The sequence below is a fragment of the Kurthia sp. Dielmo genome, assembly GCF_000307285.2.
In the GTDB taxonomy this organism is placed as follows: domain Bacteria; phylum Bacillota; class Bacilli; order Bacillales_A; family Planococcaceae; genus Kurthia; species Kurthia populi.
In genome coordinates, this window is record NZ_HE578957.1 from 421183 (window position 1) to 436441 (window position 15259).

The window sequence follows — 15259 nt, forward strand, 5'->3', positions numbered from 1 at the left end:
TTTCACCCTTTCGTTGCTGTGCTTACTTTATTTACGGATTTACCTAGAAAAAGTTTCATAATTTTTCAAATTCTTTTCGAATAACGCAATGCCTGGACAGACAATCTAACAAGAATGACTGCACTCAAAAACAAACCAACAAAGGCTGCTGTATTTAAATATACAGCGTACATGCCATCAATAAACTGAGCTATGGCTAATAGTGCCACTGAAATAAAGCTAAATGTAATGGCCACTGTTAATAAAATAAGCAGTGATAGCCAGTGTGAAATAAAAGTGGCATTTTTCGTATCTGCAAAAATATCTGCTTTTACTGTCATTTCACCACGCTCGAAATTTTGAAAAATTTGATCTACACGTCTTGGCATATCACGTAGTTGTGGCATCAACAAAATCATTTCCTGAACCGCTGTTGTTTTCAACTCATCGACTGTTAGTGTTTGTGCAAGCTCCTGTTTATTATCAATTGAAAAGCGCTTCGCTTCATTAAAAATATCATAATGTGGATCGACAGAGCTTAATGTCCCATCCATCGTAATTAATGCTCTAAGTGCCATACTAACCATTGGATAAAGCTTTAACTCATGACTTTTCATAATATCAAATAAACGTTGGATAAGCGTTTCTGTTGAGATTTTATCCATATATTGAATGCTAATTAACAGTTGACTCAAATCCTGCTCTAGTCGTGCACGATTTTTCAAATTACCATCTGTCACTAAGTTTTCAAGCCCTTGTACCATAATTTTTACATCATTACGTGCAATACCTATTAATAAGGTGCGTAGTCCCCTGTTTTGAAGAGGCCCAATGCGACCAGCTGCACCAAAATCTAAAAATACCGGTTCCCCCGTTTCCTCCATGACATAAACATTTCCTGGATGTGGATCTGCATGAAAAACACCGGCCACAAGTAGTTGTTCTAAAAAAGCACCATATATTTCACCTAAAACTTTTTGCTGTGAAATCCCTCGTTGCTTCAATAATGGTGTTGCTTTCGTAATCGATACGCCTTTAATATACTCCATCACTAAAATTTTTCGATTTGAAAGCTCAGGGTACACTTTTGGAATACGTACATTATGATCTGAACCTTTTAATGCATTAGTAATTTGTTCCATATTGCGGCGTTCAATATCAAAATTAATTTCTTCCCGCAAACCCGAAGCAAACCCTGTCGCTAATTGATAGAACCCTAAATTTTCAGCCCAAATAGATTCTTCTTCTAACCACATCGCAAAATGAAGTAAAATATCCAAATCCTTATTCATAATACGAGTCACATCAGAACGTAGTACTTTTACAATTACCTCTTCATTTGTATCTCGAAGTCGTGCGCGATGTACTTGTCCAATAGAGCCTGCTGCAAGAGGCGACTCTGAAAAGTATTTGAAATAAACACTTGGATCCTCTCCAAATTCACGACGGATAATTTGCTGCACTTCATCACTTGGCATAGCCCGAACATTTTGTTGTAATTTAGAAAATTCCTCAATAAATACGGGTGGTAAAATATCTTTACGCGTCGACAGCACTTGTCCAAACTTAATAAAGATACCACCTGTTTCTTCTAAAATATTTCGCAGTACAACAGCAATATAACGATCATTCTCATACGAACGCTTATATTGTAATGCCTTCCCAATCCCTTGCTTAAATGCAATTCGAAAAACTTGTGCAAGACGGCGTTTACGATAATAATTACTACGAATTTTTAAAAATGTATTTTCTTGATTTGCTTGAAAGTCACTTTCCTGCTTTGGATCAAACAATTCAAAGATTAAATAAAATAGCATTGAGATAAGCAACATACTACCAAACCAAACAAGTGTTGTAATATTTGATACTTGCTCAACTACATCTTGATTAAAAAAATTCGTATGACGGAAATAAGAATACCAGAAAATAAATGTTGTAAGCCCGACACTAAGCACAGCTGACAAAATCCGTTTAATCATATTTAATTTTGTCCCCATCAAACGCCCACTTAAAAAGTAAATGAAAAAGCCCATTACGAGCAGTTGTATGATTGTCACGACGATACTCAATTCTAGCACCACCCTTTCTACTCTTTAAGCATACAATCCTTTCCAAAAAAAGTCGCATATCTAGCTGAAAAAAAGAAAAGAAAGCACTGCCTAGATACCGAGACAGTAAAAAACACTTCCAAAGGTTTTTCCTTTAAAAGTGTTTCTCGTTATATTTTCTTAGTTTTTTAATTCAGTAAGTTTAACCATCACTTTGTTTTTTATTATGCATGTGATTTTTTACGATAATACATATCAAAACCTACCCAGGAAATAATAAGTGCCGGTACACCAAAGTAAAAAACACTACGCTGACTTGGGTCTAATAATAGTCCTAGTGTAAAGATAGTTAATAACACAAACGCTACGATTGGCATCAATGGATATAGTGGCACTCGAAATGCCAGTTTCTTTACATCTCCACCATCACGTATATATTTACGGCGGAACATATACTGTGCTCCTACAATGCCCATCCATCCAACGACACAGCCAAATCCAGCAATTGCTACTAGCATTACATAAACCGTTGTTGGTGCGTAAATACTTGAAAGTAAGCATAGACAAGAAATAAGCATACAAATAATTAACGCTGGCATTGGAATTCCACGTTTATTCACCTTTAAGAACATTTTGGGCGCCATACCTTCATTTGCTAACGACCATAGCATACGTGTTGATGCATAAAGACCTGAATTCGCTACAGAAATAAGTGCTGTAATAATAACAATATTCATAATGTCCGCTGCATACGGAATCCCAATCATATCAAATACAGTTACAAATGGACTCTCTGATACACTTGCATCTTGCCATGGTAGTAAAGCCCCTAAAACGATGACAGCCCCCACAAAGAAAAATAGTGTGCGCCAAATAATATTTTTAATAGAGCGTGGAATATCTTTCCCTGGATTTTCACTTTCCCCAGCGGTGATCCCAATGAGTTCTGTTCCAGCAAACGCAAAACTGATTGATACCATCGCAATTAAAATAGGTGCTACACCATGTGGTAATAGTCCGTCTTCACTCATAAAGTTCGAGAAAAGAGGTGCTTGTTCATGACCTGTAATTGGTACAATGCCAAAAATAGCCGCTGCACCTAAAACAATAAATACTAATACTAGAATAATTTTTAAGCTAGCAAACCAAAACTCACTTTCGGCAAAAAATTTAACAGAGAAGGCATTAAAAGCAAAAATAATGACACCAAAAATGACACTCCAAATCCATACCGAAATATCTGGAAACCATCGTTGCATAAGCAATCCGACAGCCGTAAACTCCGATCCTACTGTAACGACCCAGTTGAGCCAGTATATAATACCGACAGCAAAACCTGCCCCTGGACTGATAAAACGTGTTGCATATTCATGAAATGAGCCAGTAGTTGGGCTATGTACAGCAAGTTCTCCGAGGCACATCATCACAAGAAACATTGTGAGACCCCCAACTAAATAAGCAAGCAATGTCCCAAATGGGCCCGCTTCATGCATAATATTACCGGTACTCAAGAAAAATCCCGTGCCGATAACTCCCCCTAATGAAATCATAAACATATGTCTACTTTTAATTGAGCGTTTTAACTGATATTGTTGCTCCATATGTATCCCCCTGTTGTGCTGATTAGAAAAACAGATGTTTCCCATCATTCTTTTCTAATTTTCAAATTTTTTCAGCAATACAACCATATCGAATATTTATTCATATTTCAATATAAAAATTCAATTTTATACAAAAAAAGAATAATTCATATCATTTCAACACATAAAAAAAGACCTAAAGGATAAATCCTTTAGGTCTGATTCATTTGCAATTTGTTAAATCATGATAGTGCGTGTTTATGAACGTAGGGATTGTCTAGGAATGGAAATTACCACTTACGTTTACGAGCAGCTTCTGATTTCTTTTTGCGTTTTACGCTTGGTTTTTCATAAAATTCGCGTTTTCTTACCTCTTGAATAGTACCGCTTTTAGAAACAGTACGTTTGAAGCGACGAAGAGCATCTTCAAGCGATTCGTTTTTTCTAACGACAGTTTTTGTCATCTCTTTTCCCTCCCTCCGAACACACATCAACACAACATGATACTATTATATGTTCATATCGTTGTGTACTTAAAAAGTATACCAGATTATATTTCTGTGGTCAATAGGTATCAAAAAATTTTAGTCGAATAATGTTTTGTTGCTTAATAATCTGATTCTGCAGCTAAACCTTGCATAATTTTCACGCCAGAACTTGCACCAATACGCGTTGCTCCTGCTTCGATCATTGCTTTTAAATCTGCTAAAGAGCGCACGCCACCTGAAGCCTTAACACCAAGGTCTGGACCTACTGTTTTACGCATAAGCGCTACATCTGTAGGTGTTGCACCACCTGTTGAAAAACCAGTTGATGTTTTCACATAATCAACCCCTGCTTCAACAGCTAATTCACATGCTTTTACTTTTTCTTCATCTGTTAATAAACATGTTTCGATAATAACTTTTACAAGTGTGCCGTTTGCCGCTTCGACAACCGCTTTCATGTCATTTAATACTAGTTCATAGTCGCTACCTTTTAATGCGCCAATGTTTAATACCATATCTACTTCATCAGCACCTTTAGCAATCGCATCTTTCGTTTCAAATGCTTTTACATCTGATGTATTTGCTCCAAGCGGGAATCCAATTACTGTACATACTTTTGATACAGCGCCTTCTAATTCTTTTGCAGCTGTTTCAATCCATGTAGGATTAACACAAACAGAGGCGAAATCATATTGCTTTGCTTCTGCGCATAATGCGATAATTTGTTCTTTTGTTGCCTCTGGTTTTAATAATGTGTGATCAATGTATGATGCATAATTTTCAGTCATGAAAAAAAACTCTCCTTTAAATAAAGTTGTCCGTACCTCTCATTAGAATAGCATGTTGCGTTCTAAATAGAAAGCGTTTACTAAAATTATACCCACTCCAATTTAGACAAAACGTTTTGCTTCGACAAAAAAAGGAATTACCATTATTTCGCGGCTTGTATACCGTTCGCAATTCTTTTTACTAGCTTCTCCATATAAACGTTATCAGCTAATTTTTTATCATCTTTTACATTCGTTAAAAACCCTAGCTGAATCGAAATTGCAGGTGCTTTCGTATAATTAAATAGCGCTAAATCCTCTCGATAAAAATGTCCTGTTGAGAAAACCTTACCTTTTGTGGAAACCTTTTTTAAAATGGCATTGGCCTGCTGATTACTTTCCTTGTATCGTTTAGACGTCGTTGATTTCTTTGAAGGGCTCATTATATAAAAGCCGTTCTGATAGCTTTTCCCACCATCTGCATGCAATGAAATAACTAACGTTGCTCGCGCTTTATTTGCCACTTTAGCACGTTCTTTATTGGAAAGCTTCACATCATGCGCAGAACGCGTTAAAACGACCTTATAGCCCTTTTCTTCAAGCTGTGTACGCAACGCTTTCGCATAGTTCATTGTTACGTGATATTCCTTTTGCTTCGTCACAACCCCTATAGCACTCGCTAATTGTTTTGCGCGCCGTTCTGTCGATTTTGGTGCAATTGGTTCTGTTGTTAAGTCCTTCGTTCTTTGATGACTTGCATCAATGACAATGACTGGTTTGCTTATTTTTTCTTTTCTTTACTAACTACAGATTTTTTTGCACCTTGTTTATCCTTTTTAGATTCCACCTGCTTTATAATTACGTTCTTTTCAGGCTTTGCTACTAGTACATGTTCTTTATCTAGTGTAGCCAATGAATCTTTCCATACAGGCTGTAGTAGCGTAAAAAAGGCTAAAGGAATAAGCACTGCTACTGTTAAAAGTGCTAAATGAAGTTTTTGCATGGCTATCACACCCTTCTGTAAGTTAAATTATACCCTACCCAGACATACTTAAAGAGATGTCAAAAATCCTCTCTTTTATAAAATACCACAAAAAAGGAGCAGTAGTTACCTACTCCTCCCTTCTAACATTGCTATAACTCTACAGGTTCATCATCCATTACACGAACAAATTGTCCGCTTGAGATTGGGTATCCTGCCTTGGTTACCTTCACTTTGACAATTTGACCAATCATATCAGGCGTACCTTCAAAGGCTACCTTCATATAATTCGCTGTATGCCCTAGTAACATACCTTCATGCGGTTCGCCAGCCTTGACGATTTCTTCAGGAATAACTTCTAAGACATCTTCTTCAAAACGACTTGCATATTGTTTTGCTAATTGATCATTAAGTGATAATAAGCGATGTACACGCTCATTTTTCACTGTTTCATCAACCTGATCCTCCATACGCGCTGCAGGTGTGCCTGTACGTTTTGAGAATGGGAAGACATGAAGCTCTGCAAATTCATATTCACGAATGAAATTATAGGTTTCCATAAACTCTTCTTCTGTTTCACCCGGGAACCCTACAATAACATCTGAAGTAATCGCTAAATCTGGTAATACTTCTTTCAATTTAGTTAAACGTTCTCCAAAAAATTCCATCGTATATTTACGACGCATACGTTTTAACACCGTATCAGATCCGGCTTGAATTGGAATATGCAAATGATTGACAATAATTTTTGAATCTCTTAAAACATCCATTACTTCATCAGTAATTTGCGAAGCTTCAATTGATGAAATACGCAAACGCTTAAGACCCGTTACTTTCGTTTCAAGATCACGTAAAAGCATTGCTAAATTATAATCTTTTAAATCTTGACCGTAGCCACCTGTATGAATTCCTGTCAATACAATTTCTTTATATCCTGCATCAACAAGTTGTTGGGCTTGTTTTACAACCTGTTCAGGGTCTCGCGAACGCATTAAGCCTCGAGCCCAAGGAATAATACAAAATGTACAGAAGTTATTACAGCCTTCTTGTATTTTTAAAGATGCTCGCGTACGGTCTGTAAAATAGGGTACATCAAGCTCTTCATAAACACGATTTTTCATAATATTACGTACTGCATTAATGGGTTGACGTTCTTTTTTATACTCTTCAATTAAACCTAATAATTTTTGACGGTCTTGTGTTCCAACAACAATATCAACACCTGGAATTGCCATAATTTCTGCTGGTGATGTTTGTGCATAACAACCAGTTACACAAATAACAGCATCTGGATTTTTACGAACAGCTCGGCGAATCACTTGACGGCTTTTTTTGTCTCCACTATTCGTCACTGTACATGTATTAATCACATATACATCTGATTGGTGGTCAAAATCGGTACGCTCGTAACCATCTTCTTTAAATAATTGCCAAATTGCTTCTGTTTCGTAATGATTTACTTTACAACCTAATGTGTGAAAAGCCACCTTAGACAAGGTTGCGACACCTCTTTCTAATTACTCAAATTCATATGAAATTGCAGACAGCATATAAAGTGGTGCTGTTTCTGCACGTAAAATTCTTGGCCCTAAAGAGGTTGTAATGACACCTGCTGCACGGAGTTTTTCTGCTTCATCACGCGCAATACCACCTTCTGGTCCAAAAATAACCAATATCGATTTGCAATCGTAAATTTTTTTAGTTTATCAACGAGTCGTGTGCGCTCTTTTAGTTTTGCATCTTCTTCATCTGCTACAAAGACAACATCATACTTTGCACACTTTTTAACAAGTTGCGCAAAAGAAACTGGCTGTTCTACGACCGGAATATGTGTGCGGTGAGATTGCTCTGCTGCTTCTTTTGCAATCTTTTGTAAACGTTCTATTTTTTTCGCGCTTTTCTTAGCATCCCACTTCACAATAGAACGTGCCGCTTCAAATGGTAGTATGCCATACATACCCAATTCTGTACCCTTTTGAACAATCAAATCTAACTTATCACCTTTAGGTAATCCACAAGCAATTGTTACATCGATTGGTAATTCAGGTGATGGAATTGTACGTCCCGTTTGTTGAACCAAAACATCGTGCTCGTTAAAGGCAGTTATTGCACAAATATGTGCTGTTTCCTCACATTCAACAACAATGATTTCTTCTCCTTCACGCATGCGCATTACTTTTGTAATATGACGTGCATCGTCTCCAGTTAACGTCACTGTACCTTCATGAAATCGTTCTTCTATAAAATATCGTTGCATCGTCTTACTCCGGTTTACGTGACACAATCGTTACCCAGTCTTCCATCATCATCACTTCATCGATGACAAATCCTGCTTCTGTAAGAGATTGTTTCACGTCTTCTTTTTTCGTTTCAATAATACCTGATGTGATGAAAAGACCACCTGGTTTAACAACCGTATATGCATCATTTGTAAAGGTCATAATGATTTCAGCTAAAATATTTGCGACTACGATATCTGCAGGTTCTCTTACGGTATCAAGTAAGTCCCCCTCGACAACGTCGATTGTGCCTGTAATATGATTTAGTGCAATATTTTCCTTTGCAGCCGTTACTGCAATAGGGTCTAAATCAAGTGCGTGTACATGACTTGCACCTAACATTGATGCGCCGATTGCTAAAACTCCAGAACCAGTACCAACATCTGTTACGTACATATCTTTTTGTACATATTTTTCTAATGCTTGTAAACTCATGACAGTCGTTGGATGTGTCCCCGTACCAAATGCCATTCCTGGATCTAATTCAATCATCAATTCATCGCTTTCAACAGGCTCGTAATTCTCCCAAGATGGAACAATTGTAAAGCGATTTGAAATTTTCACGGGATGATAATATTGTTTCCAAGTAGTAGACCAATCTTCTTCATCTACTTCTGAAAGTGATACAAGATTTTCACCAACATTAATATTGAAGTTCTTAAGATTATTGATTGCAAGTTTGATTTCTTCGACTGTTTCAGCTAAAAAACTTGATACGGGTAAATATGCTTTGACGATAACTCCATCTGCAGGAAAATCTTCACGATCTAACGCATAAATTTCTCCGTATTGTTGGTCGCGTTGTCGTTCAAAATCTTGTGAGTCCTCAATCACGACGCCACTAGCGCCGGCCTCATGTAAAATATTCGAAATTGCGTCTACCGCTTCTTCCGATGTGTGAATGGATAGTTCTGACCATTTCACTTGCAATCAACTCCTAATTTTAGTCTTTTAAATCATTAATTTTACGTTTAATCTTATCAAATAATGAGCTACCTTGTTCTTCCGGAATGTCACCAGAAATTTCCGCAAACTCACGTAATAGTTCTTTTTGTTTTGCATTTAATTTTTTAGGTGTAATAACTTTTACAATGACATGTTGATCCCCTTGCCCGTAACCTTGAACATTTTTAACACCTTTGCTACGTAAACGGAATCGATCGCCGCCTTGTGTACCAGCAGGAATTTTCATTTTCACTTTACCGTGTACAGTTGGTACTTCGATTTCATCTCCTAATGCAGCTTGCGCGAATGTAATTGGTAATTCGTAGTAAATATCATCGCCATCACGTTCGAATTTATCGCTTTGTCGTACACGTACTGTTACGTATAAGTCACCGTATGGTCCACCATTTAATCCAGCTTCACCTTTACCACTTACACGAATTGTTTGACCGTGGTCAATCCCTTCAGGAATCGAAACTTTAATTTTTGTACGTTTTTTCATTTTACCTGCACCGTGGCAAGTATCACATTTTTCTTTAATAATCGATCCTGTACCACCACATACTTGACAGGCACGACGATTTGTCATTTGACCGAATGGTGTATTAACGGTTTCATTCACTTGTCCTACACCATGACAGTGAGAACATGTCTCTTTTGTTGTACCTGGTTTTGCACCTGAACCATGACATGTGTCACATGTTTCGTCACGCACAAGTTCGATTTCTTTTTCAACCCCAAAAATAGCTTCTTCAAACGTTAAGACGATTGAATGCTCGATATCTGCACCTTTACGCGGTGCATTTGGATCACGACGTCGGCTGCTTCCGCCTCCGAAGAATGAACTAAAGATGTCTTCAAATCCTCCGAAGTCACCGCCACCTCCGAAGCCGCCAAATCCGCCGCCTCCAAAGCCCTGCTGTGCTCCAGCATGACCAAATTGATCATATTGAGCACGTTTCTGGTCATCACTTAACACTTCATATGCTTCTGCGATTTCCTTAAATTTTTCAGCCGCACTAGGTTCTTTATTAATATCTGGGTGATACTGTTTTGATAATTTTCGGTATGCCTTTTTTATCTCTGCTTGTGTCGCTGTTTTTTCGACGCCAAGCACTTCATAATAATCACGTTTTTCCATTTGTGTTCTTCAACTCCGCTCTATTCACATAGCTATTATTGTATCATGTTTTTTTCTGTTTCGATATATTGAAAAGAGCCAAAGCCCGGATACGGTCTTTGGCTCTTTATATACGATGGACTTTTACTAAAAGCTATTTAGTTGTCTATCTTTCGATACGCCAATTAGGCATCATCATTATTTTTTGTCTTCGTCTACTTCAGTGAAGTCTGCATCTACAACGCCATCATCTTTTTTAGATGCTGTGTCAGCACCAGCCTCGCCTTGTTCTGCTTGTTGTGCAGCCGCAGCTTGTTCGTAAACTTTCATTACTAGTGGTTGTAATAACCCTTCTAATTTTTCTTTTGCAGCTTTAATGCCTTCAAGTTCGCCAGCTTCGATTGCTTTTGCTAACTCATCTTTCGCTTCTAAAACTGGTTTTTTCTCATCTTCTGTCACTTGTTCACCAAGGTCAGTTAATGTTTTATCAGTTTGGAATACTAATTGATCTGCTTCGTTTTTAAGATCTGCTTCCTCTTTACGTTTTTTATCAGCGTCTGCGTTTGCTTCTGCTTCTTGTACCATACGTTCGATATCTTCTTCAGATAAACCTGAATCAGATTGGATTGTAATGTTTTGTTGTTTTTGTGTACCTAAATCTTTAGCTGTAACACTTACAATACCATTTTTATCAATATCAAATGTTACTTCGATTTGTGGAATACCACGTGGTGCAGCAGGAATATCTGATAATTGGAAACGACCTAATGTTTTGTTATCAGCAGCCATTGAACGTTCACCTTGTAATACGTGAATATCTACAGCTGGTTGGTTATCTGCAGCAGTTGAGAATACTTGAGATTTAGATGTTGGGATTGTTGTATTACGGTCGATTAATTTTGTAAATACGCCACCCATTGTTTCAATACCTAGAGAAAGTGGCGTTACATCAAGTAATACGACGTCTTTTACATCCCCTGTAAGTACGCCGCCTTGAACTGCAGCACCTAATGCCACTACTTCATCAGGATTTACACCTTTATGAGGTTCTTTACCTGTTGCTTTTTGTACAGCTTCTTGAACTGCAGGGATACGAGTAGAACCACCAACAAGAATTACTTGATCGATTTCTGAAGCAGAAAGACCAGCATCTTTAAGCGCTTGACGAGTAGGAACCATTGTACGTTCTACTAAATCAGCAGTTAATTCGTTGAATTTTGCACGAGATAGAGATACTTCTAAGTGTAATGGACCTTCTGCACCCGCAGTAATGAATGGTAGTGAAATTTGAGTTGTAGATACACCAGAAAGTTCTTTTTTCGCTTTTTCAGCAGCATCTTTTAAACGTTGTAATGCCATTTTATCTTGAGCAAGATCAATGCCGTTTTCCTTTTTGAATTCTGCTACTAAATAATCAATGATTTTTTGGTCGAAGTCATCACCACCAAGACGGTTGTCACCAGCAGTTGCTAATACTTCAAATACACCATCACCTAGTTCAAGGATAGATACGTCAAATGTACCTCCACCAAGGTCAAATACTAAAACTTTTTGGTCAACGTCTTGTTTTTCTAAACCGTAGGCAAGTGCTGCTGCTGTTGGTTCGTTGATAATACGTTCTACTTCAAGACCAGCAATTTTACCAGCATCTTTTGTTGCTTGGCGCTCTGCATCGTTGAAGTAAGCAGGAACAGTAATAACCGCTTTTGTTACTTTTTCGCCTAAATAATCTTCAGCATATTCTTTTAAATGTGTAAGAATCATTGCTGACACTTCTTGTGGTGTATATTCTTTATCTTCTACTTTTACTTTATAATCCGTACCCATATGACGTTTAATTGAAATAATTGTGTTAGGGTTTGTGATTGATTGGCGTTTTGCTACTTCACCAACTTGGCGTTCGCCATTTTTGAAAGCAACAACTGAAGGAGTTGTACGTGCGCCTTCTTTGTTAGCGATTACGATTGGTTCGCCACCTTCTAATACTGCTACACATGAATTTGTTGTACCTAAGTCAATACCAATAATTTTAGACATATTGAATTTTCCTCCTATATTTAAGCGCCTATTTTAGACGTTTGTTCCATTATATTTATATATTTATTATACGTTCTTGACTGCGAATGGTTTCAGTTATTCATTAACTTTTACCATAGCTGGTCGTAAAACGCGATCTTTTAATTGATAGCCACGTTGAAGCTCTTGAAGTACGATGCCAGATTCTTGCTCTGGATTTGATTCTTGCATAACAGCTTGATGGATATTTGGATCAAACACTTCACCTTCTGTTGCAATAATTTTTAAACCTTCTTTAGTTGTGGCTTCAACAAGCGAACGATAAACCATATCAATACCTTTTTTCATATTTTGCGCTTCTTCAGAAGTCGCCTCTACTGACAAAGCACGTTCAAAGTTATCAAGCACTGGCAGTAGATCTGTTAATAATGTTTGGGCACGATATTTAGCTTGCGCCTCGCGGTCTAGTTGACTACGACGTTTTAAGTTATCGAAATCCGCACGAAGACGTAAATAGCGTTCTTCTTCAGCTACAAGTTTCGCCTCTAGCTCAGCTACAGGATCCACTTCTTCTGCAACTTCCTCTTCGACCATTTCTTCAACAGCCTCAGAAGCCTCAGATGATTCTGTTGTTTCAATTGTTTCTTCAACAGCTTCATTTTCTTCCATTACTTGCTCTTGATTTTCATTTTTCTCAGTCACTGGTCATCCTCCTTCAAGATGTCGGCTTAGCGATTGTTCGTTAGCAGTCGGCTTAAATCACCGCTCATAAAATCGAGCAATGTTACGACACGCTTGTAGTCCATACGTTTAGGACCAATAATTGCAATTGAGCCATGTTGATTATCGCCTGCATCAAACGACGCCGTAATAATACTACAATCCTCCATTGCCAATAAATTATTTTCCGAGCCAATTCGAATTTGTACGCCTTGTTGATTTCCTGCCTGGAAAAGTGTTTGTACTTGTGGCGTTTTATCCATCAAGTCTAATAACATGCGCACCTTATTAATATCATGAAACTCAGGTTGGTTTAACATATTTGTTTTACCACCGTAATAAACGCGTCCTTCTTCTTGTGCAGAGATTCTATTAAATAGACTCGACACAAAATCACTGTACGCACCAACATGTTCTTTAATAAGCTTTGCAATTTCACCATCCATACGTAAAGGGATTTCAACAAGTGGCTTGCCTACTAATCGTTCATTTAAAATATTCACGACTTTCTCAATACGACGCATTGAAAAATCCTCTGGTAATGTAAACACACGATTTTCAACATGCCCACTATCTGTCACGATAATCGCAACCGCTTGCGTAGAAGATAGTGGGACGATTTGGAATCGTTTGACCTTATGCATATGGACATCAGGACCTAAAATAACAGACGTATACGTTGTTAAATCGGACAAAATATTAGCGGATTCACGAATCATTTGCTCAGTTTCCATTAACTGATCTGCATAGATCGAGCGAATGGATGCAATTTCTTGGTTCGTAATTACTTGAGGTTTTAGCAAATGATCCACGTAAAATCTATATCCTTTTTCCGATGGCACACGCCCCGAAGAAGTATGTGTCTTTTCTAAAAAACCTAAGTCTTCTAAATCCGCCATTTCATTGCGAATCGTAGCAGAACTAAATGACACATTGTCTTTTTTCGCAATTTGACGTGAACCGACCGGCTGTCCAGAAGAGATAAAATCGTCAACGATTACTTGTAACACTTGAAGTTGTCGATTTGTTAACATGATCATCACCTCTTTTTTAGCACTCGTTGTTAGTGAGTGCTAACACTATATTCAATATAACGAATGTTACTTTTTATGTCAACGTATAAGCTTATGAATCTAACAAAAATTGTTGAAAAACTTCATTTCCAACAAAACGCCCCTTATAACTTAATTTCAATGCATCTTCCGTATTTTCCACTAATGCTTCTTTCACAAGTTCCTCAATATGATTTGAAAACAATTGCTCCATTGGTAAGTCAAATTTTTCAATAAAATGTTGTTTCGATACACCATCGATTTTACGCAGCCCTAAAAACATTTCTTCTTCAATAGACTCCTGCTTCGTTACAACATGTGTATTTAATAGAGGAAAGTCTCCATTTTCTATTGCTTCAATATATTTTTTTAACGGTCCAATATTTTGATAGCGAACTCCATCTAAGTAACCGCTTGCACCAGCACCAAAACCTGCGTATTCATCATTTTCCCAATAAATACAGTTATGTGTCGATTCAAAGCCTGGTTTAGCAAAATTACTAATTTCATATTGTTTTAATCCATGCGCTTCCATTTGATGCATCAGCATATCATACATTTTTGCTTCTGAATCTTCTCCCGGTAAACTCAATTTACCTTTATTCATGAGGTTATAGAAAATCGTTTTAGGTTCTACAATAAGTGAATACGCTGAAAAATGCGGAAGCTCTAATGAAAAAGCAATATCTAATGTTTCTTGCCACTGTTCAATGGTTTGTCCCGGTAATCCATACATTAAATCGATGCTAATATTATCAAAACCTACCTCTTTTGCATCGCGAAGTGTCGAAAAGACATGGTCATTTGAATGCGTACGGCCTAATTTTTTTAAAATCTCTTGGTCAAATGATTGTACACCTAAACTCAATCGATTGATGCCATATTTTTTTAATACAAGTAATTTATCATGTGTTAATTCATCTGGATTCGCTTCTGAAGAAAATTCTGTCACGTTGTTTACCGGTAAATATAAATGAATTAACTCCATTAATCTTGTTAGTTGTTCAACTGATAAGGATGTCGGTGTCCCGCCTCCTAGAAAAATCGTTTCAATATTTACGAATGCTGTCGGATTTTTTTCAACAGTCATACGCATTTCTTGTCCAATTGCTTCAATATATTCACCTACTGGCTGATTTTTAAAGAACACTTTATTAAAATCACAATAGTTACAAATTTGATGACAAAAAGGAATGTGTATATAAACACCTCTAGCCATTTGTAGATCCCTACTTTCTTTCTCGTTAAAGTTCTGCTTAAGTGTACCGTATTTTCAGCTAAAA

General features: G+C 37.3%; 13 protein-coding genes and 1 pseudogene. All 14 read right to left on the reverse strand.

Going from position 1 to position 15259, the window contains the following annotated elements:
- Window positions 1-65: 65 nt before the first annotated feature.
- A complete protein-coding gene (locus KTHG_RS06995; protein ID WP_255512403.1) occupies window positions 66-2057 on the reverse strand; it encodes an ABC1 kinase family protein in 1992 nt (663 codons plus the stop codon).
- Between the two features lie 194 nt (window positions 2058-2251).
- On the reverse strand, window positions 2252-3628 hold the full coding sequence (locus tag KTHG_RS07000) for an amino acid permease (RefSeq protein WP_126991158.1): 1377 nt from the start codon (window positions 3626-3628) through the stop codon (window positions 2252-2254).
- Between the two features lie 269 nt (window positions 3629-3897).
- Window positions 3898-4071: a 30S ribosomal protein S21 gene (rpsU, locus tag KTHG_RS07005; protein ID WP_010287987.1), complete on the reverse strand. Its 174-nt coding sequence runs from the start codon at window positions 4069-4071 to the stop codon at window positions 3898-3900.
- A gap of 143 nt (window positions 4072-4214) precedes the next feature.
- Window positions 4215-4883: a deoxyribose-phosphate aldolase gene (gene deoC / locus KTHG_RS07010; protein ID WP_126991157.1), complete on the reverse strand. Its 669-nt coding sequence runs from the start codon at window positions 4881-4883 to the stop codon at window positions 4215-4217.
- Window positions 4884-5026: 143 nt separating this feature from the next.
- Window positions 5027-5647 (reverse strand): N-acetylmuramoyl-L-alanine amidase family protein, encoded by a 621-nt coding sequence (locus KTHG_RS07015; protein ID WP_139992407.1) that lies wholly within the window; start codon window positions 5645-5647, stop codon window positions 5027-5029.
- On the reverse strand, window positions 5644-5865 hold the full coding sequence (locus KTHG_RS07020; protein WP_139992410.1) for a hypothetical protein: 222 nt from the start codon (window positions 5863-5865) through the stop codon (window positions 5644-5646). Before KTHG_RS07020 ends, KTHG_RS07015 begins: the two co-directional genes overlap by 4 nt.
- Before the next feature lie 131 nt (window positions 5866-5996).
- Window positions 5997-7340 carry a tRNA (N(6)-L-threonylcarbamoyladenosine(37)-C(2))-methylthiotransferase MtaB gene (gene mtaB, locus KTHG_RS07025; protein ID WP_139992412.1) on the reverse strand — a complete coding sequence of 448 codons (1344 nt, stop codon included), beginning with the start codon at window positions 7338-7340 and terminating at the stop codon, window positions 5997-5999.
- Window positions 7341-7361: 21 nt separating this feature from the next.
- Window positions 7362-8101, reverse strand: a pseudogene (locus KTHG_RS07030) (16S rRNA (uracil(1498)-N(3))-methyltransferase).
- A gap of 4 nt (window positions 8102-8105) precedes the next feature.
- On the reverse strand, window positions 8106-9047 hold the full coding sequence (prmA, locus tag KTHG_RS07035) for a 50S ribosomal protein L11 methyltransferase (RefSeq protein WP_139992414.1): 942 nt from the start codon (window positions 9045-9047) through the stop codon (window positions 8106-8108).
- A 19-nt stretch (window positions 9048-9066) separates the two neighbouring features.
- Window positions 9067-10209, reverse strand: a complete 1143-nt coding sequence (gene dnaJ, locus KTHG_RS07040) for a molecular chaperone DnaJ (RefSeq protein ID WP_139992416.1) — start codon at window positions 10207-10209, stop codon at window positions 9067-9069.
- Window positions 10210-10386: 177 nt separating this feature from the next.
- A complete protein-coding gene (gene dnaK / locus KTHG_RS07045; RefSeq protein WP_139992418.1) occupies window positions 10387-12225 on the reverse strand; it encodes a molecular chaperone DnaK in 1839 nt (612 codons plus the stop codon).
- Between the two features lie 96 nt (window positions 12226-12321).
- Complete coding sequence (grpE, locus tag KTHG_RS07050; protein ID WP_139992420.1) at window positions 12322-12906, reverse strand: nucleotide exchange factor GrpE; 585 nt, start codon at window positions 12904-12906, stop codon at window positions 12322-12324.
- 26 nt (window positions 12907-12932) lie between these two features.
- Window positions 12933-13958: a heat-inducible transcriptional repressor HrcA gene (gene hrcA, locus KTHG_RS07055; RefSeq protein ID WP_126991149.1), complete on the reverse strand. Its 1026-nt coding sequence runs from the start codon at window positions 13956-13958 to the stop codon at window positions 12933-12935.
- A 91-nt stretch (window positions 13959-14049) separates the two neighbouring features.
- Complete coding sequence (hemW, locus tag KTHG_RS07060; protein WP_126991148.1) at window positions 14050-15195, reverse strand: radical SAM family heme chaperone HemW; 1146 nt, start codon at window positions 15193-15195, stop codon at window positions 14050-14052.
- Window positions 15196-15259: the final 64 nt, after the last annotated feature.